At 70.7% G+C, this 22,371-nt stretch carries 18 protein-coding genes, 1 tRNA gene and 2 pseudogenes; 12 read left to right on the plus strand and 9 right to left on the minus strand.

The genetic code is table 11. The features are described 5' to 3' along the window. The first annotated feature begins 70 nt into the window (after positions 1–70). The 4 genes from E6R18_RS04920 to E6R18_RS04935 are packed head-to-tail and all read left to right on the plus strand — an operon-like array spanning position 71 to position 3,827. Positions 71–838, plus strand: a complete 768-nt coding sequence (locus E6R18_RS04920; RefSeq protein ID WP_136315597.1) for a (Fe-S)-binding protein — start codon at positions 71–73, stop codon at positions 836–838. Then, positions 835–2,376 carry a LutB/LldF family L-lactate oxidation iron-sulfur protein gene (locus E6R18_RS04925; protein ID WP_136315598.1) on the plus strand — a complete coding sequence of 514 codons (1,542 nt, stop codon included), beginning with the start codon at positions 835–837 and terminating at the stop codon, positions 2,374–2,376. The genes E6R18_RS04920 and E6R18_RS04925 overlap by 4 nt, the downstream gene beginning before the upstream one ends. Next, on the plus strand, positions 2,373–3,008 hold the full coding sequence (locus tag E6R18_RS04930; RefSeq protein WP_136315599.1) for an LUD domain-containing protein: 636 nt from the start codon (positions 2,373–2,375) through the stop codon (positions 3,006–3,008). Before E6R18_RS04925 ends, E6R18_RS04930 begins: the two co-directional genes overlap by 4 nt. A gap of 51 nt (positions 3,009–3,059) precedes the next feature. Further along, positions 3,060–3,827 (plus strand): sulfite exporter TauE/SafE family protein, encoded by a 768-nt coding sequence (locus tag E6R18_RS04935; protein WP_136315600.1) that lies wholly within the window; start codon positions 3,060–3,062, stop codon positions 3,825–3,827. A 65-nt stretch (positions 3,828–3,892) separates the two neighbouring features. Here E6R18_RS04935 and E6R18_RS04940 read toward each other — a convergent pair whose 3' ends face one another. Further along, positions 3,893–5,422: an amino acid permease gene (locus tag E6R18_RS04940; RefSeq protein WP_136315601.1), complete on the minus strand. Its 1,530-nt coding sequence runs from the start codon at positions 5,420–5,422 to the stop codon at positions 3,893–3,895. A 58-nt stretch (positions 5,423–5,480) separates the two neighbouring features. After that, positions 5,481–6,482, minus strand: a complete 1,002-nt coding sequence (locus E6R18_RS04945; RefSeq protein WP_136315602.1) for a hypothetical protein — start codon at positions 6,480–6,482, stop codon at positions 5,481–5,483. A gap of 320 nt (positions 6,483–6,802) precedes the next feature. Here E6R18_RS04945 and E6R18_RS04950 point away from each other — a divergent pair, with 320 nt between their 5' ends. From E6R18_RS04950 to E6R18_RS04960, 3 genes are read left to right on the plus strand one after another with little or no spacing between them, the layout of a single operon-like run. Continuing rightward, entirely contained in the window at positions 6,803–8,236 is a 1,434-nt protein-coding gene (locus E6R18_RS04950) for an FGGY family carbohydrate kinase (protein ID WP_136315603.1), read from the plus strand. Between the two features lie 49 nt (positions 8,237–8,285). Next, positions 8,286–9,698, plus strand: coding sequence for an NAD(P)/FAD-dependent oxidoreductase (locus tag E6R18_RS04955; protein WP_136315604.1), 1,413 nt, complete (start codon positions 8,286–8,288; stop codon positions 9,696–9,698). Beyond that, positions 9,695–10,906, plus strand: a complete 1,212-nt coding sequence (locus tag E6R18_RS04960) for an FAD-dependent oxidoreductase (RefSeq protein WP_136315605.1) — start codon at positions 9,695–9,697, stop codon at positions 10,904–10,906. Before E6R18_RS04955 ends, E6R18_RS04960 begins: the two co-directional genes overlap by 4 nt. Before the next feature lie 33 nt (positions 10,907–10,939). On the opposite strand, the gene E6R18_RS04965 is transcribed toward E6R18_RS04960, so the two are convergent. Continuing rightward, on the minus strand, positions 10,940–11,335 hold the full coding sequence (locus E6R18_RS04965) for a hypothetical protein (RefSeq protein ID WP_206308218.1): 396 nt from the start codon (positions 11,333–11,335) through the stop codon (positions 10,940–10,942). A gap of 93 nt (positions 11,336–11,428) precedes the next feature. Continuing rightward, positions 11,429–11,923: a DUF309 domain-containing protein gene (locus tag E6R18_RS04970; RefSeq protein ID WP_136315606.1), complete on the minus strand. Its 495-nt coding sequence runs from the start codon at positions 11,921–11,923 to the stop codon at positions 11,429–11,431. A 110-nt stretch (positions 11,924–12,033) separates the two neighbouring features. Between E6R18_RS04970 and E6R18_RS04975 the strand changes: the two genes are divergently transcribed. Both E6R18_RS04975 and E6R18_RS04980 read left to right on the plus strand, forming a co-directional pair. Then, entirely contained in the window at positions 12,034–14,667 is a 2,634-nt protein-coding gene (locus E6R18_RS04975) for an AAA family ATPase (protein ID WP_136315607.1), read from the plus strand. Between the two features lie 51 nt (positions 14,668–14,718). Further along, a tRNA-Pro gene (locus E6R18_RS04980) sits at positions 14,719–14,792 on the plus strand. A 99-nt stretch (positions 14,793–14,891) separates the two neighbouring features. Here E6R18_RS04980 and E6R18_RS04985 read toward each other — a convergent pair. Then, positions 14,892–15,131: pseudogene (locus E6R18_RS04985) on the minus strand (tyrosine-type recombinase/integrase); the annotation flags it as partial. Here E6R18_RS04985 and E6R18_RS04990 point away from each other — a divergent pair. The 3 genes and pseudogenes from E6R18_RS04990 to E6R18_RS05000 all read left to right on the plus strand — a co-directional run. Continuing rightward, positions 15,132–15,368, plus strand: a pseudogene (locus tag E6R18_RS04990) (oxidoreductase); the annotation flags it as partial. A gap of 247 nt (positions 15,369–15,615) precedes the next feature. Beyond that, the gene (locus E6R18_RS04995) at positions 15,616–16,113 is read left to right on the plus strand and encodes a hypothetical protein (protein WP_136315608.1); all 498 of its coding nucleotides are present in this window, start codon (positions 15,616–15,618) and stop codon (positions 16,111–16,113) included. An 84-nt stretch (positions 16,114–16,197) separates the two neighbouring features. Further along, a complete protein-coding gene (locus tag E6R18_RS05000) occupies positions 16,198–16,410 on the plus strand; it encodes a hypothetical protein (RefSeq protein WP_136315609.1) in 213 nt (70 codons plus the stop codon). 170 nt (positions 16,411–16,580) lie between these two features. Here the strand turns inward: E6R18_RS05000 and E6R18_RS05005 are convergent, their stop codons facing one another. From E6R18_RS05005 to E6R18_RS05020, 4 genes are read right to left on the minus strand one after another with little or no spacing between them, the layout of a single operon-like run. After that, on the minus strand, positions 16,581–18,278 hold the full coding sequence (locus E6R18_RS05005) for an ABC transporter family substrate-binding protein (protein WP_240799597.1): 1,698 nt from the start codon (positions 18,276–18,278) through the stop codon (positions 16,581–16,583). 25 nt (positions 18,279–18,303) lie between these two features. Beyond that, positions 18,304–20,436, minus strand: coding sequence for an ABC transporter ATP-binding protein (locus E6R18_RS05010; RefSeq protein ID WP_136315610.1), 2,133 nt, complete (start codon positions 20,434–20,436; stop codon positions 18,304–18,306). Further along, on the minus strand, positions 20,433–21,386 hold the full coding sequence (locus tag E6R18_RS05015; RefSeq protein ID WP_136315611.1) for an ABC transporter permease: 954 nt from the start codon (positions 21,384–21,386) through the stop codon (positions 20,433–20,435). Before E6R18_RS05015 ends, E6R18_RS05010 begins: the two co-directional genes overlap by 4 nt. Position 21,387: 1 nt before the next feature. After that, positions 21,388–22,371: an ABC transporter permease gene (locus E6R18_RS05020; protein ID WP_136315612.1), complete on the minus strand. Its 984-nt coding sequence runs from the start codon at positions 22,369–22,371 to the stop codon at positions 21,388–21,390.

Here is a 22,371-nt window from a genome sequence, read left to right on the forward strand (position 1 = left end):
ATCGTAGTATGGTCGGACCATAAGTCGGCCGCGTGGCGCCCGACCACCCAGAGCCATGATCGGGAGACTCATGCGTATCGGACTCTTCGCCACCTGTCTGGGAGACACGCTCTTCCCCGAGGCGGTGAAATCCACCGCGGTGCTCCTGGCCCGCCTGGGCCACGACGTGGTGTTCCCGCCGGGCCAGACCTGCTGCGGCCAGATGCACGTCAACACCGGGTACCAGCGCGAGCCGGTCCCGCTGGTGCGCAACTTCGCCGAGCAGTTCGGTGACGCCTCCATCGACGCCGTCGTCATGCCGTCGGGCTCGTGCGCCGGCTCGGTCCGCCACCAGCACGAGATCATCGCCGAGCGGTACGGGGACGCGGCCCTGCGTGCGGGCGTCGCCACCGTCAAGGCCAAGACCTACGAGCTCTCGGAGCTGCTGGTCGACGTGCTGGACGTGACCGATGTCGGCGCCTACTTCCCGCACCGGGTCACGTACCACCCCACCTGCCACTCGCTGCGCATGCTGCGGGTCGGCGACAAGCCGCTGCGGCTGCTGCGGGCCGTCGACTCGATCGACCTGGTCGAGCTGCCCGAGGCGGACGCCTGCTGCGGGTTCGGCGGCACCTTCGCCGTGAAGAACGCCGAGACCTCGACGGCGATGCTCCAGGACAAGATGCGCAACGTCACCGCGACCGGCGCCGCCGTGTGCACCGCGGGCGACTCGTCCTGCCTGATGCACATCGGCGGCGGGCTCTCCCGGATCAGCTCCGGCACCCGCACCCTGCACCTGGCCCAGATCCTCTCCTCCACCCGCACCTCGCCGCACGTCCTGACGGAGGCCGCCCGATGAGCGCAACCTTTCTCGGCATGCCCGCGACCCCGCCCCGCTCCCCGTACGGCACGGGGAACCTGCGCGGCGACCGGAAGTTCCCCGCCGCCGCCCACGACGAGCTGCGCAACGACCAGCTGCGCCGCAACCTCGGCCGCGCCACCCACACCATCCGCGCCAAACGGCTGACCGTCACCGGCGAGCTGCCCGACTGGGAGGAGCTGCGCGACGCCGGATCGGCCATCAAGACCGACGCCATGAACCGCCTCCCCGAACTCCTGGAGGAGCTGGAGCGCAACGTCACCGCGCGCGGCGGCACCGTCCACTGGGCGCGCGACGGCGTCGAGGCCAACGAGATCGTCGCCCGGCTGATCAAGGAGACGGGCAGCGAGGAGGTCATCAAGGTCAAGTCGATGGCCACCCAGGAGATCGGCCTCAACGAGCACCTCGAATCGCTCGGCATCACCGCGCACGAGACCGACCTCGCCGAACTCATCGTGCAGCTCGCCCACGACAAGCCCTCGCACATCCTGGTGCCCGCGATCCACCGCAACCGGGACGAGATCCGGCAGATCTTCCTCAAGGAGATCCCGGGCGTCGACCCGTCCCTGGACAACGTCCCCGCGCACCTGGCCGGCGCGGCCCGTGTGTATCTGCGCGAGAAGTTCATGACCACGAAGGTGGCCGTCTCCGGGGCCAACTTCGGCATCGCCGAGACCGGCACCCTGTCCGTCGTGGAGTCGGAGGGCAACGGCCGCATGTGCCTGACCCTGCCCGACACCCTGATCACCGTCATGGGCATCGAGAAGGTCCTGCCGCGCTACCAGGACCTGGAAGTCTTCCTCCAGCTCCTGCCGCGCTCCTCCACGGGCGAGCGGATGAACCCGTACACCTCGATGTGGACCGGCGTCACCCCCGGGGACGGACCGCAGACCTTCCACCTGGTCCTCCTCGACAACGGCCGGACCGCGGCCCTCGCGGACCGGATCGGGCGCCAGGCGCTCAACTGCATCCGCTGCTCGGCCTGCCTCAACGTCTGCCCGGTGTACGAACGCACCGGCGGCCACGCCTACGGCTCGACCTACCCCGGCCCGATCGGCGCCGTCCTCACCCCGCAGCTCGCAGGCATGGACGCAGCCAAGGGCGACCCCAACAGCTCCCTGCCGTACGCCTCCAGCCTCTGCGGTGCCTGTTTCGACGCCTGCCCCGTCAAGATCGACATCCCCTCGCTCCTCGTCGAGCTGCGCCACCAGCACACCGAGCAGTCCGGCACCACGCCCGAGAAGCTGGCGATGAAGGCGGCCGCCGGGGTGATGAGCAGGCCCAAGGTGTACACGGCCGCGCAGAAGGCCGCGGGACTCGGCCGGGTCCTGGCCGGCCGCGACGGAAAGCTCTCGCACCTGCCGCCGCCGCTCTCCGGCTGGAGCGACAGCCGCGACACCCCGGCCCCGCCCGCACAGACCTTCCGGGCCTGGCTGGCCTCGAAGGAAGGAACCGCGACCATGCGCGCGGCCACCGACGAGCACACCCGTAACCAGCAGCAGGAGGAGGACAAATGACGACCGCCCGTGAGACCGTCCTCGGCCGCATCCGGGACGCACTCGCCCTCGCACCCGCCGCAGACGGCGCCCCCGTGCCGCGCGCCTACCGCACCGGTCGCACCCTGCCCGACGATGAACGCCTCGCGCTGTTCACCGACCGCCTCGTCGACTACAAGGCGCAGGTTCACCCCTGCACCGCCGACCGGACCGCCGAGGTCATCGCCGAAGTGCTGCGGGAGAAGGGGGCCGAGCGGATCGGCGTCCCCGCCGGACTCGACCCGCGGTGGCTCTCCGCCCACGACGGCGAGGTCCAGCAGGACTCCGCGGACATCCCGGCGCCGCACCTGGACGCCCTCGACGGCGTCGTCACCGCCTCCGCCGCCGGCTGCGCCGAGACCGGCACCATCTTCCTGGACGGTTCGCCCGACCAGGGGCGGCGCGCGCTGTCCCTGGTGCCCGACCTCCATGTGTGCGTGGTCGACCTGTCGAGCGTGGAGGTGGGCGTACCGGAAGCGGTGGCCCGGCTGGTGCCGGAGCGGCCGACCACCCTGATCAGCGGTCCTTCGGCCACCTCCGACATCGAACTGGAACGCGTCGAGGGGGTCCACGGCCCGCGCACCCTGGCGGTCGTCATCCGCACCGACGTCTAGCGGGGCGCCACGCCGGGCCGGACGGGGTGGGGATTACGCTCTCTGCCTGGCATGGACACACTTACGCTCTGGCAACTGGCGGCACTGGCCGCGGCATCCGCACTCGTCGGCTTCTCCAAGACGGCCGTCAGCGGTGCCAACACGATCAGCCTCGCGGTCTTCGCGGCGGTCCTCCCCGCCCGCGAGTCGACCGGAGTGCTGCTCCCGCTCCTGATCGCCGGCGATCTGCTCGCCGTCCTCGTCTACCGGCGCCACGCGCACTGGCCGACCCTGCTGCGGCTCTTTCCGGCCGTCGCCGTCGGTGTGGTGGCGGGGACGCTGTTCATGGTGTGGGCCGACGACGCCACCGTGCGGACCTCGATCGGCGCGATCCTGGTCTTCATGGCCGCTGTCACCATCCGGCGCCGGCGCCGGACGGAGGCCGGCGAGGAACCGGGAGCCAAGGACGCGCCGCCGACCGCGGCCGAGCGGCTCAAGGCCCGCTCGTACGGGGTGCTCGGCGGGTTCACCACCATGGTCGCCAACGCGGGCGGCCCCGTGATGTCGCTCTATCTGCTCTCGGCCGGATTCCGCAAACTCGGCTTCCTGGGCACATCGGCGTCGTTCTTCCTGATCGTCAACGTCGCGAAGGTGCCGTTCAGCGTCGGCCTCGGGCTGATCGACGGGCAGTCGCTGCTGCTGGACGCCTGCATGCTGCTGTTCGTGCTCCCGGGCGCCTGGCTCGGCCGTGTGTGCGTGGACCTGATCAACCAGAGGCTCTTCGAACGCCTCGTCCTGGCCGCCACCGTCCTCGGCGGCCTCCAACTGCTCCTGTTCTGACGGCGGATGAGGCCGGCCCCTCCGGACGGTCGTCCGAAAGGGGCCGGCGGGCCGGGCGAGCCCGGTCAGATGATGCCTTCCTCGATCTGTGCCTGCTCGCGCGCGTTTCCGTACGCCGACGGCGTGCCGTACGAACGTCGCGCGATGAACCACCAGACGGTGGCCAGGACCAGCACGGCGACCAGCGCGATCGACGCGTAGTTCATCGAGTCGATCGTCACCGGCGAGGACTGCGGCAGCAGGAACAGCACGGTCACGATCGCCACCCACGCCACGGCGATCCAGCCGACCGGCTTCGACCAGCGGCCCAGGTGCCACGGCCCGCGCTCGAAACGGCTGCCCGCACGCAGCTTCAGGAAGATCGGTATCGCGTACGCCGGCGTGATGCCGATGACGTTGATCGCGGTCACCGCGCCGTACGCGGTCTCCGAGTACAGCGACGGCACGGCGAGCACGCCGGCGACGATCACCGACAGCCACACCGCCGGGACCGGCGTCTGGGTGCGGGCGCTCACCTTGCGCCAGAGCGCCGAGCCGGGCAGCGCGTTGTCCCGGCTGAAGGCGAACACCATCCGGCTGGCGGCGGCGACCTCGGCGTTGCCGCAGAACAGCTGCGCCGCGATCACGATCAGCAGCATCGTCGTGGCGCCCGAGGTGCCCAGCGCGTCGATCAGGATCTGGGCGGGCGGCACACCGGTGGCGCTGTCCTGGGTGCCCGCGTAGTCCTGGATCGCGAACGTGAGCCCGGCCAGCAGCACGAAGCCGGCCACCCATGACACCCAGATGGCCCGGACGATGCCGCGCGCGGCCGAGACCGAGGCGTTCGAGGTCTCCTCGGACAGGTGTGCGGAGGCGTCGTAGCCGCAGAAGGTGTACTGGGCCAGCAGCAGTCCGATCGCCGCCACGTAGAGGGGGTTGTGCCAGCCGGTGTCGTTGACGAACTCGGTGAAGACGAAGGAGGGCGACTGGTGGTGCGAGGGCACGATCGCCAGTACGGAGACGATCACCGCGACACCGGCCAGGTGCCACCACACGCTGATGGAGTTCAGGATGCTGACGAGCCGCACACCGAAGAGGTTCAGCACGGCGTGGAGCAGCAGGATGCAGACAAAGATGATCATGGTCTTGCCGGGGGTGGGTGTGAAGCCCCACTGGAGGTTCATCAGCGCCCCGGTGAACAGCGCGGCGCCGTAGTCGATGCCCGCGATCGCACCGAGCAGCCCGAGCAGATTCAGCCAGCCGGTGTACCAGCCCCATTTGCGGCCGCCCAGCCGGTCCGCCATGTAGTAGAGGGCCCCGGACGTCGGATACGCGCTTGTCACCTCGGCGAGCGCCATGCCGACGCAGAGCACGAACAGGCCGACCCCGGCCCAGCCCCAGAGCATCACCGCCGGCCCGCCCGTCGACATGCCGAAGCCGTACAGGGTCATGCACCCGGACAGGATCGAGATGACGGAGAAGCTGATGGCGAAGTTGCCGAACCCGCCCATGCGGCGGGCCAGCACCGGTTGGTAGCCGAGTTCGCGGAGCCGTTGCTCCTCGTCCTTCGCCGCGGTCGTCCCGGCGCCCTTCTGGGGCGAGGTGGACACGGACATGGGGAACCTCCTGAGCGGTGGATGGGCAAGAAAAGGGGGAGAGCCGGCGGGGCCGTGCTCAGCTCTGTCTGCCGGGGCCCCGGTCCGCCGCGAGGGCGCGGCTGCGGGCACGCACGAACACTTCCTCGGCGCCGCCGGGGTCGCCGGGTGTCCGGGAGCGGTAAGCCCAGGGCAGTGAGGTGAAGTACGGGCCCAGCTCCCTGAACACTTCAGCGGCGTCGGCGAATTGGAGCGCCCCCCACAGGGCGTGCGCCAAGTGGTTGAGGTCGGGCAGGGTGCGGGTGGCGGCGGGGGAGCGGTGGTACCAGATCTCCAGCGCCCGCAGGGCCTCGCGTTCCGCGTCCTCGGTGACCCAGTGCAGGTCGAGGGCCTTGTCGTGGTCGTGTTCGCGGCGGTAGCGCTCGACCCGGACGTACAGCGGCAGGACGTGGAGGGGTGAGCCCTCGGGCGCCGAAGAGGACGCCCACTGGACGAAGTTGACCGCTGCGGAGAGGGTTCCGCCGGCCTTGCGGGCGTACACGAACTGGAGCATCCGGTGGTATGCCTCGCGGTTGTGCGGGTCGCGCTGGTCGGCCTCGGCCAGCAGCCCCCACGGACCGGGGAAGAGCATGGGGCCCGGCGGTGGCAGCCGGTGCTCGGCCAGCCCCTGGTCCTCGTCGAGCTGGGACAGGGCCAGCAGGCACACCCAGGGCACCGGGTCCGGCGGTGAGGCGTGGGCCGCCGACCGGCACGCCTCCCATGCCTCCTGCCAGAGCTGCCGGCCGCTGGGGTGTCCGGCGCGGTGGGCCCGTACGGCCTGTTCCACGGCGACCCGGGCGCGCATCACGGCGGCGGCGACGCTCCGGGGTTCCTCCGTCAGCCACGCCTGTACCGCGTCCGAGCCCGCGGCGACCGCACCGAGGACCTGGGTGCGCTGGGTCCACAGGCCCCAGTCCGGGGTGCGCTCCAGCAGGTCGCGCATGGCGAGCCAGCGTCCGGTGCGTAAGTCCTGTACCGCCGCTCTGAGTTCATTGTCGTGGCCGGCCGGATGGTAAACCGGCCGGAATTCACCGTTGGCCATGGACGCGCTCGGGTCTGGGTGCTGAATTCATCGATCCTCAGGAATATTGCGGCGAAGAAACTGTTGAATTGCGAACTGCTCTTAGGCGTCCGGTTGCTGCTCGGCGGTGAGTGTAGAGCCCTTTGCGCGGAACTCTCGAACGAATCATGGATTTCATTCAAGTCCCGTCTGGCTGGACGGTGTTGGCTATCTCCGCACGGTTCCGGACATACGGGTTGCGGGCGCTTGACGTAACCGCTGGTCTGCACCACTCTGGGTTGCCGCGACCGACGATCATGATTCCGTTCAAGCCCCCGGGCTTGCGTACCGCTGGAGAACCGATGACAGGCCCGGTGCTCGCAATCGACCAGGGCACCTCGGGAACGAAGGCGCTCGTCATCTGTCCCGAGCGCGGCGTGATCGGTTCCGGATCGGCCCTCGTGCGGCCCCGGTACGGACCCGGTGGAGCGGTCGAGGCGGACCCCGCCGAATTGCTCGGATCGGTCATCGAGGCGGGGCAACGGGCGCTCGCCGAATCGGGCGGGAGCGTCGACGCAGTCGGGCTCGCCAACCAGGGCGAGACCGTACTCGCCTGGGACCCGGACACCGGACGCCCGCTCACCGAGGCGATCGTCTGGCAGGACCGGCGCGCCGAGGCCGTCTGCACGGAACTCGCCTCCCGCGGACAAGAGCTGAAGCAGCTGACCGGGCTTCCGCTCGACCCCTACTTCGCCGCCCCGAAAATGGCCTGGTTACGCCGCGAACTGACCCGGGAAGGCGTCGTCACCACCAGCGACGTCTGGCTCGTCCACCAGCTCACCGGCGCCTTCGTCACGGACGCCGCCACCGCCGGGCGCACCCAGCTGCTCGACCTGGACCGCGCCGCCTGGTCACCGGCCGCGCTGGACGTCTTCGGCCTCGGCGGCGAACGGCTGCCGGACGTGGTCGACGCCGCCGGAACCTTCGGCACGACCGGCGCGTTCGGCGCCGAACTCCCGCTCACCGGCCTCCTCGTCGACCAGCAGGCGGCCCTGCTCGCCCAGAGCGCCCTGGACCCCGGCATCGCCAAATGCACCTACGGCACCGGCGCGTTCCTGCTGGCCGGGACCGGCTCCACGCCGTGCCGGGGCAGCAGCGGGCTCGTCAGCTGCGTGGCCTGGCGGCTCGGCGGACGCACCAGCTACTGCCTGGACGGGCAGGTCTACACGGCGGCCTCCGCCGTGCGCTGGCTCACCGGCCTCAAGGTGATCTCCGGCGCCGCCGACCTCGACCCGGTCGGCGCCTCCGTCCCGGACTCCGGGGGCGTCACCTTCGTCCCCGCCCTCGCCGGCCTCGCCGCCCCCTGGTGGCGGGGCGACCTGCGCGGCTCGGTCACCGGCCTCGGCCTGGACACCTCGGCCGGGCACCTGGTGCGCGCCCTGTGCGAAGGGATCGCCGCCCAGGTGGTCGAGCTCGCCGGCGCGGTGACGGCCGACCGCGGCTCGCCGCTGTCCGTGCTCCGCGTCGACGGCGGGCTCACCCGCTCCGCCCTCCTCATGCAGACCCAGGCCGACCTGCTGCAACGGCCCGTCGAGGTGTCCGCGCTGCCCGACGTCACCGCGCTCGGCGTCGGCGCGGTGGCCCGCATGGGCCTCGATCCCGCGCTCCCGCTCGACCGGGCCGTCCCCGACTGGAAACCCGCCGCGGTCTACGAACCACGGATCGGCCCCGACGAGGCCGCCGAACGGCTGGGCACCTTCCGCGCCGCCGTGCACACCCTCCTGGAACGGTCATGACCGTCGCTCGGACTCCTGGAACGGTCATGACCGCCGCTCGGGCCACCCGATGACCCCCGCCGTCACCGGGGCAGGAGAGCCGCTGCCCGACAGCACGCCGTACGACGTCACGGTCATCGGCGCCGGGGTGGTCGGTACCGCCATCGCCCGGGAACTCGCCCGCTACCCGCTGCGCACCGCCCTGGTCGAGGCCGCGGACGACGTCGGCAACGGCACCTCCAAGGCCAACACCGCCATCCTGCACACCGGGTTCGACGCCGTCCCCGGCACCCTGGAGGCCCGCCTCGTACGCGATGGCCGGCGCCTGCTCGCCGCGTACGCCGCCCGGACGGGCATCCCCGTCGAACGCGTCGGCGCCCTCCTCGTCGCCTGGGACCAGGAACAACTCGACGCCCTGCCCGGCCTGTTGGCAAAGGCCGAACGCAACGGCTACCGCGCGGCCCGGTTGCTGGACGCCGAGGAGACCGCCGCGCGCGAACCCCACCTCGGGCCCGGCGCGCTCGGCGCCCTGGAGATCCCCGACGAATCCGTCATCTGCCCCTGGACCACCCCGCTCGCCTTCGCCACCCAAGCGGTCCGGGCCGGGGTCCACCTCCACCTGGACTGCCCCGTCCAGGACATCGCGTACACCGACGGCCTGCACACCCTCACCACCGGCCGGGGCACCCTGCGCACCCGCCTCCTGATCAACGCCGCCGGGCTGCACGCCGACCAGATCGACCGCCTGCTCGGCCACCACACCTTCACCGTGCGCCCGCGCCGCGGCCAGCTCATCGTCTTCGACAAACTCGCCCGCGACCTGGTCGGCCACATTTTGCTCCCCGTGCCCACCGCCGCGGGCAAGGGCGTCCTGGTGGCCCCGACCGTCTTCGGCAACGTCCTGCTCGGCCCCACCGCCGAGGACCTGGACGACAGGACGGCCACCGAATCCACTGCCGAAGGGCTCGCCCTCCTGCGCGAGAAGGGGCGCCGCATCCTGCCCCGGCTGCTCGACGAGGAGGTCACCGCCGTCTACGCGGGCCTGCGGGCGGCCACCGGCCAGGAGGACTACCGCATCACGGCCCACCCGGACCAGCGCCTCATCACCGTCGGCGGCATCCGCTCCACCGGCCTCACCGCCTCCATGGCCATCGCCGCGTACGTCGTCTCCCTCCTCCCCGACACCGGACTCGACCCGGGCGAACCCGCCGAACTCGACCCCGTGACCATGCCCGGCCTCGGCGAGACGGCCGACCGCCCCTACCTCGACGCCGCGCTCATCGCCCGGGATCCCGCCTACGGCACCCTGGTCTGCCACTGCGAACGCGTCACCGAGGGCGAGATCCGCGACGCCCTCACCTCCACGCTCCCGCCCCGCTCGGCCGAAGGGCTCGCCCGCAGGACCCGGGCCGGCAACGGCCGCTGCCAGGGCTTCCACTGCGGGGCCGCGATCCGCGCGCACATCGAGGGAGCCCGCTCATGAACCGCCGCGAACGCACCGTCGACGTCCTGGTCGTCGGAGCCGGACCGGCCGGACTCGCCGCCGCGACCGGCCTCGCCGCTGCCGGACCGCTCCACGTAGAAGTCCTGGAACGCGAACAGACCGCGGGCGGCATCCCCCGCCACTGCGCCCACGGCGGTTTCGGCACGCGCGAGACCGGCGACCTCAGCGGCCCCGCTTACGCCCTGCACTGCGCGGCCGAGGCGAGACGAGCCGGCGCCACGCTGCGCACCGGCATCACCGCCACCGGCTGGGCCGGACCCCGCACGCTCGACACCACCGGCCCCGGCGGCCTCGAACGGATCACCGCCCGGGCCGTCGTCCTCGCCACCGGCGCCCGCGAACGCCCCCGCGCCGCACGGCTCGTCCCCGGCACCCGCCCCGCCGGCGTCTACACCACCGGCGAACTCCAGCAGGCCGTCCACCTCCACCACCAGCACATCGGCACCCGGGCGGTGATCATCGGCGACGAACCGGTCGCCATCGCGGCCGCCGACACCCTGCGCACCGCCGGAGTCCACCTCGTCGCCCGGGTCACCGACCACCCGCCGCGCGCCTTCGCCGCCGTCCGGTCGGGCGGCGGCGCACCGCTGCTCACCCGCACCACCGTCACCGCCCTGACCGGCCGCCCCCGGCTCACCGGAGTCCAGGTGCGCCACGAGGACGGCCGCACCACCACCCTGGCCTGCGACACCGTGGTCTTCACGGCCGACTGGATCCCGGAGCACGAACTCGCGCGGCGCGGCGGCCTGCCCATGGACCCCGGAACCCGGGGCCCCGCCCACGACCCCGCGTACCGCACCGGGCAGCCGGGGGTCTTCGCCGTGGGCGGCCTCCTGCACGGCGGGGAGAGCGCGGGCACCGCCGCGCGCGAGGGCCGGGCCGTCACCGCGCCCGTACTGCGCCACCTGGCCACCGGCGCCTGGCCCGCGAGCGGGCCGCCCCTCACCGTCGAGGCACCGCTGGAATGGATCGCCCCCAACCTGGCCGGGCCCGGCGCCGGCCGCCTCCTCCTGCGCACATCCCGGCGGCTGACCGCACCGCTGCTCGTCGTCAGCCAGGACGGGGCGGTGCTGCACCGCCGCCGTACGGCCCTAACCGTCCCGCCGGGCCGCACCTTCCCCCTCGCCGCCGACTGGCTGGCCCGGGCCGACCCGCAGGGCGGTGCCGTGCACATCAGGACCGGGTGATCCGGCCGCCCGACGACCACAGGGGCCGGCTGCTCAGGGGATCAGCAGCCAGTCCGAACCGATCGCGGCGAGCAGCCCGAGCCCGAGCAGCCAACTGCCCAGACGGGTGCGGCCGTTCCGGCTCAGCTCGATCACGATCCCGCAGAGGATCAGGGCGAGCCCGTACACCCCGACCACCAGCACGGAGGACCGGCTCGCGATCCGCATACCGAGCACCACCGCCATCGCCGCCATCCCCACCGACGAGAGCACGATGCGCAGCCGTCTCGCCTGGCGCGGAGTCAGCCGGCGGTCGCCGGTGCCCTCGGCCACACCCTCGTCCTCCGCTACGCCGTCCAAGGAGGCGTCCGCGGCGTACTGCGTCACGTCCTCGGCTGCGCCGTCGGCTATCGGGGCGTCCACGGGCCGGTCCTGGTCAGAAGTGCTCATGACGCCGGATCGTAATGGCTCCGCCCGCACCTGTTCGCCGTTGTCAACCAACACCGTCGAAAGCAGGCCGAGTTCACGTGCCCCGCCTCCCGGCTACGAGGCGTCCGCCCGGAGCCTCGGCGCCTCGGCGGCCGCGTCGACCGGCCCCGCGCCCGCACGCTGCACCCGCTCCGCCAGCTCCCGCGCCCAGCAGGCCAGCGCCCCGACGCCGATTCCGTGCGTACCGGCCGGCCCGTACGCCTCCAGCGCCGCCGCGCCCCGCCGCAGCAGCCGCGCCCCGCCCGTCGCGTTGCCCCGGGCCGCGTGGGTCAGCCCGACGGCCAGCTGGGCGAGCCCGCGCCACAACTCCCGTTCCCCGTCGGGGCCCGACTTCCAGGCGTCCTCGAAAACCTCGTGCGCGTGGAACGGCATACCCGCGTCCAGCAGCCGCTGGGCCTCGCGTACGGTCTCGTCGGCGCTGCGCACGACACCCTCCGGCTGCCGCTCCACCCCCGGTGTCCCGTACGGAAGCGGGCGGCCCAGCCCGTCGCGGGGGCGCGCGTTGTGCGCCCTGCCCTCGGAGTCGCGGTCCCTGCGTGTCTCGTTCACACCACCGATTGTGCCCCGCACCTGCGGCGAACTGTCCGAACCCCTGTCGGTGGGGGCCCGCGCACGACTAGGCTCGACCACCATGGTCATCACATTGGGGGAGGCTAGGCATGAAGCCGTCCCGGCCGCTTTATGAGCGCGAACCGGAACTCGCCACTGCCGCACAAGCCATCGACGCGCTCTGCGGTGCGCAGGCGACCGGCGGGCTGCTGGTCTACAGCGGCGAAGCAGGCATCGGCAAGACCGCGCTCCTCGCCGAGATCCGCGCCATGGCGGAGGACCGGTGCACCATCTGGTCCGCACGCGGCGGCGAGACGGTCACCTCGGTGCCGTTCCACGTCGTACGGCAGCTGCTCCAGCCCGCGCTCAACGAGTTCCCGGCGGACGACGTACGGGCCCTGTTCGGCTCCTGGTTCGACATCGCAGCCCCGGCGCTGGGACTCGCCGAGCCCTCCGGCCCGCAGCCCGATCCGCAGGGCGTGCGCGACGGCCTCGACTACGTGGTCAAGCGCCTCGCCTCCCGGCTGAGCCACCGCCCGCTGCTCCTCCTCATCGACGACGCCCACTGGGCGGACGGCGAATCCCTGGCCTGGCTCTCCTCGTTCACCGCCCGCCTCGGCGACCTGCGCGTCCTCGTCGTCCAGGCACACCGCCCCGAGGAGCTGGCGGCCCGCGAGGCCGCGCGCAACGCCGCGGGCGGCCACCCCGCGCAGATCCGCGTCGCCCTGCGCGCCCTCACCCCCGACGCCACCGCCGAGCTGGTCCGCGCGGCCCTCGGCGAGCACGCCGACGACCCGTTCTGCCGCGAGGTCTGGGCGGTCACCGGCGGCAACCCGTACGAGGCGGTCGAGCTCGTCGCGAAGGTCCAGGACCGCGAGCTCGTCCCGCTGGAGGAGTCCGCCGGGCTGCTGCGCGAACTCGGCGCGTCCGCCCGGGGCAGCGGCCTCGTCGCCCGGCTCGAACGGCTCGGCACCAACGCCACCCGCTTCGCCTGGGCGGCCGCCGTCCTCGGCACCGAGATCTCCCAGGACCTCGCCGCCTCCCTGGCCGGAATGACCCCGGCCGAGGCGGCCGACTGCACCGCCCGGCTGCGCGAGGCCCGTATCGTCGGCGGCTTCGACCCGCTGGAGTTCGTACACCCGCTGATCGCCTCAGCCGTGTACCGCTCCATCCCGCCGGCCACCCGCACCGCCATGCACGGCAGGGCCGCCTGGGCGATCACCCGGGCCGGACGCGGCCCGGCCGCAGCCTCCCGCCACCTGCTCGAAGTCCACCCGGACGACGACCAGGAACTGGTCGAGCAGCTGCGGGCCGCCGCGAAGCAGCACCTCGCCGTCGGCGCCCCCGAGGCCGCCCGCCGCTGCCTGGAACGCGCCCTCCAGGAGCCGCCGCGCCACGACGTGCGCGCCACCCTGCTGTACGAGCTGGGCTGCGCGACACTGCTCAGCTCCCCGGCCACCACCGTGCAGCACCTTCGGGCCGCGCTCGACATGCCCGGCCTCGCCGACGACCTGCGGGTCGACGCCACCTTCCGGCTCGCCGCCGCGCTCTCCCACAACAACCAGCTCAAGGAAGCCGCCCTGGCCCTCGCGGCCGAGGCGGAACGCACCGCGCCCGGGCCCGGCCTGATGCGTCTGCAGGCCGCGCACTTCCTCTGGGAGGGCATGCAGGCCACCGAGGAGGACGGGCCCGGCCGCTCGCGCCGGCTCGCCGCCAACGCCGACCACCTCACCGGCCGGGACAACGCCGAGCGCGCCCTGCTCACCCTGCGGGCCTTCGACGCCATGCTGCGCGGCGAGAACGCCCAGATCGTCGTCGACTTCTGCGAACGCGCCCTGGTCGACGGCCACCCCGCACGCGGACTCGGCTGGACCGACACCGAGTGGGGCTTCGAGCTCCCGGCCCTGGTCGGCATCACGTACGCCTTCACCGACCGGCTCGACCGCGCCGAGGAACTGTTCGGCGAAGCGGTCCGGGCCTTCGAGATCTCCGGCTGGAGCGGCGCCCACCTGGCCTTCGCGCACACCCTCCTGGGCCTGGTCCACCGCCGCCGCGGCCGTCTCGCCGAGGCGGAGGGCTTCCTGCGCGAGGGACTGCGCCTCGCCGACCGGGTCGGCAGCGGGCTCCCCGTCCACTGGGACGCAGCCTGCCTGCTCATCGACACCCTGCTGGCCCGCGGCCGGGTCCCCGAGGCACGCAAGGTCGCCGACCAGTACGACTTCGGCCTGCCCTACCCCAGCGCCATGGTGCTGCCGGACGCCCCCTGCGTCCGCGGCCGCCTGCTGCTGGCCGAAGGCCGTACGAAGGAGGCCGTGACCGAGCTGGAGGCGGCCGGGCGGGCGATGGAGCCGCGCGGCAGGTTCAACGGCATCTGGGGACCCTGGGCCGGTGACCTGGCACGCGCCCTGGCGGAGGAGGACCCGGGCCGCGCAGCCCAGATCGCCAACACCGCCCGGCTGCACGCGGAGCGCTTCGGCACGGACACCGCCATCGGCGAGGCCCTGCGCTGCGTCGCCCTCTTCGCCCGCCCGGAGGAGGCCGTGCACCTCCTGAGCGAGGCCGTCCGCCACCTGGAGGCTTCGCCCTCCACGTTCGAGTTCGCCCAGGCGCTGGTCGACTACGGCATCGCGACCCGTTCGCCCCGGGAGCTGGCCCGCGCCCACAAGCTGGCCACGGCCTGCGGCGCGGAGGGACTGGCGACCCGCGCCCAGCAGGCCCGCGCGTCGATCCGGTCCGCCGAGTGAGGTAATGTTTGTCCTGCAGCAGCCGCCCGGCCCGACCGGGCGGACTCGCCGCGGGACGTGGCGCAGCTTGGTAGCGCACTTGACTGGGGGTCAAGGGGTCGCAGGTTCAAATCCTGTCGTCCCGACTGGAGACAGTCGCAGGTCAGGGCCGGTTTCGGAGAAATCCGAATCCGGCCCTTGGCCATTTCCGGGGACCAGCTGAAGACCAGCATCCTTCATCGGCGTCAACGGGTCATGACGATCGGGCTCGGCAGGGAGCGCGGTGCGCGGAGCGCACCGAGGTGTGCGGAGAGTGCTGTGCCAGCCGCCGTGAGCTTGCGTACGTCCGGGTGGGGGTAGCGCTGGGTGGTCACCATTGATCCGTGGCCGGCGATTCTGCGGAGGACGTGCACCTGGACTCCGGCGTCGGCGAACCAGGTGAGTCCCGTATGCCGGAGGTCGTGGCGGCGCAGGTGCTCGTAGCCACGAAGAACGCCGTGCGCACCCTGTCCGAGGGTCTGCGCCAGGAGGCCGGTGACAGCCTGCGGGTGACTGTTGTTTCACCGGGTGCCGTCCGCACGGACTTCGCGGAGCGCATGGATCCGGCCGCGAAGTCACAAGTCGACAAGTTGATGGACATCGCTCTGACGCCGGACTCGGTGGCCCGAGCGATCGCCTTCGCGGTCGAGCAGCCTCACGATGTCGACGTAGGCGACATCGTGAGGCTGCTCGACCGCCCGGGGATGGACCCCCCGTGCCCACGCCCCACCGCCTTCACCTTACGGGTGCCCCCGACCGGCGAGACACGGCGGGCCGTCGTCGAGTGGATGCACGCTTGCCGACCGAATGCATTTCGTGGGCAGCCCTGCCCGGGGCGGTCCTCAGTCTGCTTGGCCGCATGAGGCTGTGACAGGAGACGGCTAGTCCACCCCGTACCGCGGCTGCGGCGTTGATTGGCATACTGCCGTGGTGAGCCCCGCACCCGAGCACATGAACTTCAGAACAGCCGCCGCGTGGACGGTCGCGCTTGCCGTTCTCGGCGGGTTCGCCGGATTCGCCTGGGGAGGAGCTTTCCTCGCTGTGACCTGCGGCCTCTCTCTGGCAGGCGGTGGTGCTCTGGGAGCGGTTCTGTCCCACCGTCGAGTGGTCGCCGGCGCTGGGGGAAGCCGGGCCCAGACGGCTGTCCCCGGGTACGCCGACGGTGTTGCGGACACGATGGTGCTGGGGATACACGCATACAGGCACTCCGCCTTTCCGCTGTCCGGTCCCGGCGCTGTGGACCCCGCAGAGCGCATGGCCCGCCGTGAGGAGGCATACCGCCTCACTGCCGCCGAGGGCCTTCCCCACCACGTCCGGGAGGCCGCGGCCGCCACTCTGGAAGCAATCGATGGCGGCTGTGAAAGTGCCGCCCTGTCCGCCGTCGAAGACCTCAGGAAAGCCATCCGGACGCGCCACTGCGACCTTTAGATACACCCGGAACGGGTTCCTCCGAGGGGTAATGGGGACGCTACGCCGTACGCGGGCTGACCGACACCCAGGTCTCGTTCTACCGTGCCGCTCACCGACTGCACGACATCTCAGGTCAATTTCGGCCGAGATGGCGGCCACTACGACGCCGACACGGTGATCTCGCAGCTGGAGGAACTGGCGGACTGGCAGCCGATGGACGAAGAAGGCTGGTACACCAACGATTCCTCGCGGTGGCACCAGGCGTTCCTGACGCGCAGGTTCAACTCCCGTCGTCCCGACTGGAGACAGTCGTAGTTCAAGGGGGGGTCCTCCAAGACCCCCCTTGAACGTTTCCCGACAGCCTGGTGATCGCATACGCCACTGCCCGGCAAGCCGAGTGCGGCTTGCCGGGCAGTGACATATGTCCTGCGGTCAGACCGGGCGGCGGGGGCTCCGCGTCGGTGCCGCGGAGCCCCCGGACGGGCTTACTTCTGCCAGCCGATGAGCTCAGGGGCGCCCATGTTGCCGTAGTTGCCGTAGAACTGGGCCGAGCCGAAGTTGGCGAGGCCCTTCTTGACGGCCCAGATGGTGGGGCCGTTGTGCGTCGGCATGACGCCGTAGGTCTCCATGGCCTTCTTCTCGACCTCGTTGCCGGCCTTGATCTGCTCGTCCAGGGTCGGCAGGTTGCTGACGGCCTTGGTCTCCTCGTCCATGCTCTTCGGGACCGAGCGCGAGACGTTCAGCGTCGAGTCGGAGCAGTACGTCTGGCAGATGAAGAGCATGCCGTTCGGGTCGCCGGAGATGAAGCCCATGCCGAAGATGTCGAAGGAGCGCTCCGTGAACACCTTGTTGAAGTCGGCGGACGGGTGCGCCGCGATGTTCACCTTGACGCCGATGTTCTTCAGCATCTGGGCGACGGCCGTGGCACGGGCCTTGACGGTGGAGCTGTCACCGATGGTGGGGTAGGACAGCTCCAGCTTCTTGCCGTCCTTGGCGCGCACACCGTCCGAGCCGGCCTTCCAGCCCGCGGCGTCCAGGTCCTTCTTCGCCTGCTCGGCGTCGAACTTCACCAGCTTGCCGAAGGTGTCCTGGTACCCCTTCTGGAAGGGGTAGAGAGTGAGGGAGCCGGGCAGCGGCTCCGTGTAGTCCATACCCTGGAACGAGATCTTCGCGAGCTGGGAGCGGTCGATCCCCTCCATCACGGCCTTGCGCACCGCGACGTCCTTCAGCTGCGGCGAGGTGCTGTTGAAGACGAGGATGTTGTTGGCGGTGGTCGTGCCGCGGCGAAGCTCGGAGCCCTCCACCGACTTCACCTGGTTGATCTGCTCGGCGTTCTTCAGTTGGGTCGCGTCGATCTGGCCGTTCTTGAAGGCGTTGATGCTGGCGCTCTCCTCCATCTGTACGAAGGTGAGCGTGTCCAGGTGCGGCTTCTCGCCCCACCAGTTGGGGTTGGGCTTGTAGGAGACGGTGCCGCCCTTGGCGTCGAACTTGGAGATGGTGTACGGGCCGGCACCCCACTCGGCGTGCGGCTTGCCCACGTACGCCTTGTTGAAGTCGTCGGCCTTGACGATGTGCGGGTTGACGATCTGGTAGAAGAGGGACTTCCAGTAGACGAACGCACCCTTGAAGGTGACGACCGCCTGCTTGGCGTCCTTGCCCTTCTTCACCGAGGTGATGCTGGAGTACCCGTCAGTCGAGCTGACGTTGTACTCCTTGTTCTTCCCGTTCTGGACGTTCCAGGAGTCGCGGAACACCGTCCAGTCGATGTCCTTGCCGTCGTTCCACTTGGCCTTCGGGTTGATGGTGTACGTGACCTGGGTGTTGCCACCCACCGTCTCCTGCTTGACGTCGGTCAGGTAGTCCTTGTTGAAGGTGACGTTGCCCTTCGCGTCGTTGAAGGACAGCTGCGGCTGGTAGAACCAGGCGATCTTCGACGTGTAGAGCGACCCGTCACCGTTCATCGGGTTGAGCTGGTCGGGGATCTCCACGATGGGAAGCGTCATCTTGCCCCCCTGCTTCAGGTTGCTCGCAGGCTGGGGGTTGTACGAGGTCAGGACATCCTTCTCCGAGGTGGCGCCCTTGGACTTCGGCTCCTTGGAGTTGTCGGAGTCGCTGCTGCACCCGGTGAGGACGAGGGAAGAGGCGGCGGCGAGCGCCACCAGGCTCAGAGAGATCTTTCTCATGACGGCCTTGGCCTTTCTGGCTCAGTTAGTTGTCGGCAGACGTGGTCGTGCTCGTGCCCGCGAAGTGGCATGCGTCGCGGTGGTCCGGGTCCCCTCTCTCGGTGAGCAGGGGAGTGACTCCGCGGCACTGCTCCTTCTGGGGCTCCGACAGCGTCGTGTGGAGCGGACACCTGGAGACGAACCGGCAACCGGGCTGTTCGTCGGTAGGGCTGGGAAGGTCGCCCTCAAGGAGGACGCGTTCCCGGGTGCGTTCAGCCACCGGATCGGGCAGAGGGATCGCGGAGAGGAGCGCCTTGGTGTAGGGGTGCCTGGGGTTGTCGAAGACGGAGTCGGTGGACCCGATTTCAACGATCCGCCCCAGGTACATCACCGCCACGCGGTCGGAGATGTGGCACACCACCGACAGGTCGTGGGCGACGAAGAGGTAGGACAGGCCCAGCTCGGCCTTGAGGTCGTTGAGCAGGTTGATGACGCCGGCCTGCACCGAGACGTCGAGGGCCGAGACCGGCTCGTCGAGGACCAGCAGCTGGGGCTTGGTGGAGAGCGCCCTGGCGATGCCGATGCGCTGCCGCTGCCCGCCGGAGAAGGCGGCGGGGAAGCGGTCGCGGTGCTCGGGGTCGAGCCCCACCAGTTCCATGAGGTCCGCGACCTTGGTGCTGAGCACCTTCTTGTCGCGCTCCCCGACCGCGCGGAGGGGTTCCGCGAGGATGTCGAAGACCGTCATGCGGGGGTCCAGCGCCCCCATGGGGTCCTGGAACACCATCTGGATGTTGCGGCGGACGGCGCTGATGTCCTGTTTCCGCTTCAGGTCGGCGGTGTCCTGGCCGCAGACGGCGATGCTGCCCTGCTCCGGCGGCTTCAGCCCCATGATCTCCAGCAGGGTGGTGGTCTTGCCGCACCCCGACTCGCCGACCAGCCCGAGCGTCTCGCCCTCGCGGATGTCCAGGTCGATGCCGTTGACGGCGAAGACCGTGCCCACCTTGCGCTTGAGCAGGCCACCCTTGGTGAGCGGGAAGGTCTTGGTGACACCGGAGAGCTCAAGGACCTTCGGCCGGTCCTCGCGCGGGACGTCCGCGACGCGGTCCTCCCGCGCGCCCGGGACGGGGAAGATCGGTTCGCCGCCGATGGCGCCGTCGCTGATCTCCGCGGCACGTCGGCAGGCGGTCGAGTGCCTGGTGGTGGTGCCGCTCCCGGCGATCGTCAGCAGGGGAGGCTCGGCCTCCCGGCAGGCGTCCTCGACCGCGGGGCACCGTGCGGCGAAGGGGCAGGCGTCGGGAAGGTCCACCAGCAGCGGCGGCGTTCCCGGAACCGGGGTCAGGGCCTCCCTGTCACGGTCGTCCAGACGGGGGATCGCCCCCATCAGACCGATGGTGTACGGCATCCGCGGTTGCGCGAAGAGTTCGTCCACCCCGGCGTGCTCGACCGGCCGGCCGGCGTACATCACCATGACGTCGTCGGCGGAGCCGGCCACCACTCCGAGGTCGTGGGTGATCATGATGACCGCGGCGCCGGTCTCACGCTGGGCCGTCTTGAGGACTTCCAGGATCTGGGCCTGCACGGTGACGTCCAGGGCGGTCGTCGGTTCGTCGGCGATGATCAGGTCGGGGTCGTTCGCGATGGCCATGGCGATCACGGCCCGCTGGCGCATGCCGCCCGAGAACTCGTGCGGGAACCCCTTGGCGCGGCGGTCCGGGTTGGGGATGCCGACCAGGTCCAGCAGCTCGACGGCCCGCTTCCAGGCGGCGGCGGACGAGATGTTCTGGTGGATCTGGAGGGACTCGACGATCTGGGCCCCGATGCTGAAGATCGGGGTGAGCGACGAGAGCGGGTCCTGGAAGATCATGCCGATCTGCCGGCCGCGGACCTTGGACATCCGTTCGTCGTTCAGGTCGAGGAGGTTCTTCCCGTCGAGCATGATCTCGCCGGTGACCGAGGCGTACTCGGGAAGCAGCCCCATGATGGCCATCGACGTGACGGACTTGCCCGACCCCGATTCGCCCACGATGCCGAGGGTCTTGCCGCGGTGCAGGTCGAAGGAGACCCCGCGAACGGCGTCCACCCGGCCGGCTTCCGAGGGGAAGGCCACCTTCAGATCACGCACGGAGAGCAGTGCCTGCTTGGTACCGGGCTCGGTCGTGACTGCGCGCTGCTCGATCATGCGCGGCCTCCAGACTGCGATGTGGGGTCCAGGGCGTCGCGCAGACCGTCACCGATGAGGGCCATGGCCACGGTGAGCAGCACCACCAGCGCCGCGGGCATGTAGAACAGCCAGGGAGCGGTGGACAGGGTGTTCTGCCCGTCGGCAAGCATGGAACCCAGCGATACGTCGGGCTGCTTGACGCCGAAACCGATGAAGGAGAGTGCCGTTTCGGACTGCACGGTCGAGGCGACGCCGAGGGTGAACGTCACGATCAGCAGGGACCCGATGTTCGGCACCAGGTGGCGGATGATGGTGCGGATCGGGCTGACACCCATGAAGCGGGCCGCCATCACGTACTCGCGCTCCCGCAGGGAAGTGGCCAGGGACCAGATCACCCGGGCGGTGAGCATCCAGCCGAACAGCGTGAGGACCACGACCAGGACCTGCCAGTCACCGCGGTAGTGCGTGCCGACCAGGGCGATGATGAGGAACGAGGGCAGGATGAGCAGGAAGTGCACGAAACCGAGCATCGCCCGCTCGACCTTCCCGCCGAAGTAGGCGGCCGTGGTGCCGAACAGGCCGGCGATGGCGGTGGTCAGGAGCGACACCGTCACGGCGATGATCAGCGACCTGCCGAGGCCGTGCACCAGCTGGGCGTAGACGTCGTTGCCCGCCCCGTTGGTGCCCAGGAGATGACCGCCGACCCCGGGGGCGACGGAGAGGGCGGTGAAGTCCGCCTCCTCGTGGTCCCAGTGGGTCAGGTACCGGCCGAACACCGAGAAGAGTACGAGCAGGACGAAGAGGATCAGACCGACGAGCGCGGGCTTGTTGCGCGCGAAACGCCGCAGGTAGAGCCTGGACGGGGAGAGGCGCTTGCCGCCTCCGGTCGTGCCGGGCTCCAGCACTTCGGCGATCTCCGGGGGCGCCTCTTCGGGGGCGGTTCCGGCGCCGGGCATGTTGATGGCCACGTCAGCTCACCCGGATCCTGGGGTCGAGGGCCACGACGACGAGGTCGGCCAGGATCGCGCCGATGGCCGTCATGAGGGCGCCGAAGGCTGCGACGGCGACGGCGCCGTGCACGTCGTTCGTGCTGATGGTCTTGGTGAAGTACTCACCCATGCCGTGCCACGCGAAGACCGTTTCCGTGATGACCGCGCCGGTGAAGAGCGCAGGCATCGCGAAGGCGACCTGGGTGGCGACGGGAATGATCGAGGTCCGCAGCCCGTGCCGGTAGATGGCCTGCTTCCGCGTCAGCCCCTTGGACCGTGCGGTGCGCACGTAGTCGGAGTTGATGTGGTCCAGCAGAAGCGAGCGCTGCAACAGGTGGTATCCGGCATAGGAGATGAACGTGAGGGAGATCGTGGGGAGAATCGCGTGCATCGCCCTCGACCCCAAAACCGGCCAGAACCCGGCGACTTCCGGGCTCTGCGCTCCGGCGACGGGCAGCAGCGTGCTGCCGAGGGACTGGTTGAGCCAGATGGCCGCGAGCACCACGCCGAGGGAGGCCACCGCGGAGGGCGTGTTGAAGGAGATGACGGAGAGTCCCTGCCACACCCGGTCGCCGGCCTTGTACTGGCGCGACGCGGTGTAGACGCCCAGCCCGACGCCGATGACGATCGACAGGATCGTCGAAGCGAGGACCAGCTGGCCACTGACGAAGATCCGGTAGGAGACCTGGTCGTTGACACTGCCCCCGGTCGGCGACTGCCCCCAGTCGAAATGGGTCACGATCTGACTGATCCAGTGCCACCACCGATCCATGATCGGTTTGTCTGGATTGAGGTTGTAAAGCGCCAGTGATTGGTTGATCTGGGCTGGAGTTCGAGGCGGCCGCAACGCGGTGTAGTTCGACGCAGGCTTGAGGAACGCATTAGCGAGGAAATACGTGATGTTGGTTGCGACAGCGATCATCAAAAACCAGCCGACTGCTTTGCGGGCGATGTAACGCAGCAC

Source organism: Streptomyces sp. A1277 (assembly GCF_004795015.1).
GTDB lineage: Bacteria > Actinomycetota > Actinomycetes > Streptomycetales > Streptomycetaceae > Streptomyces.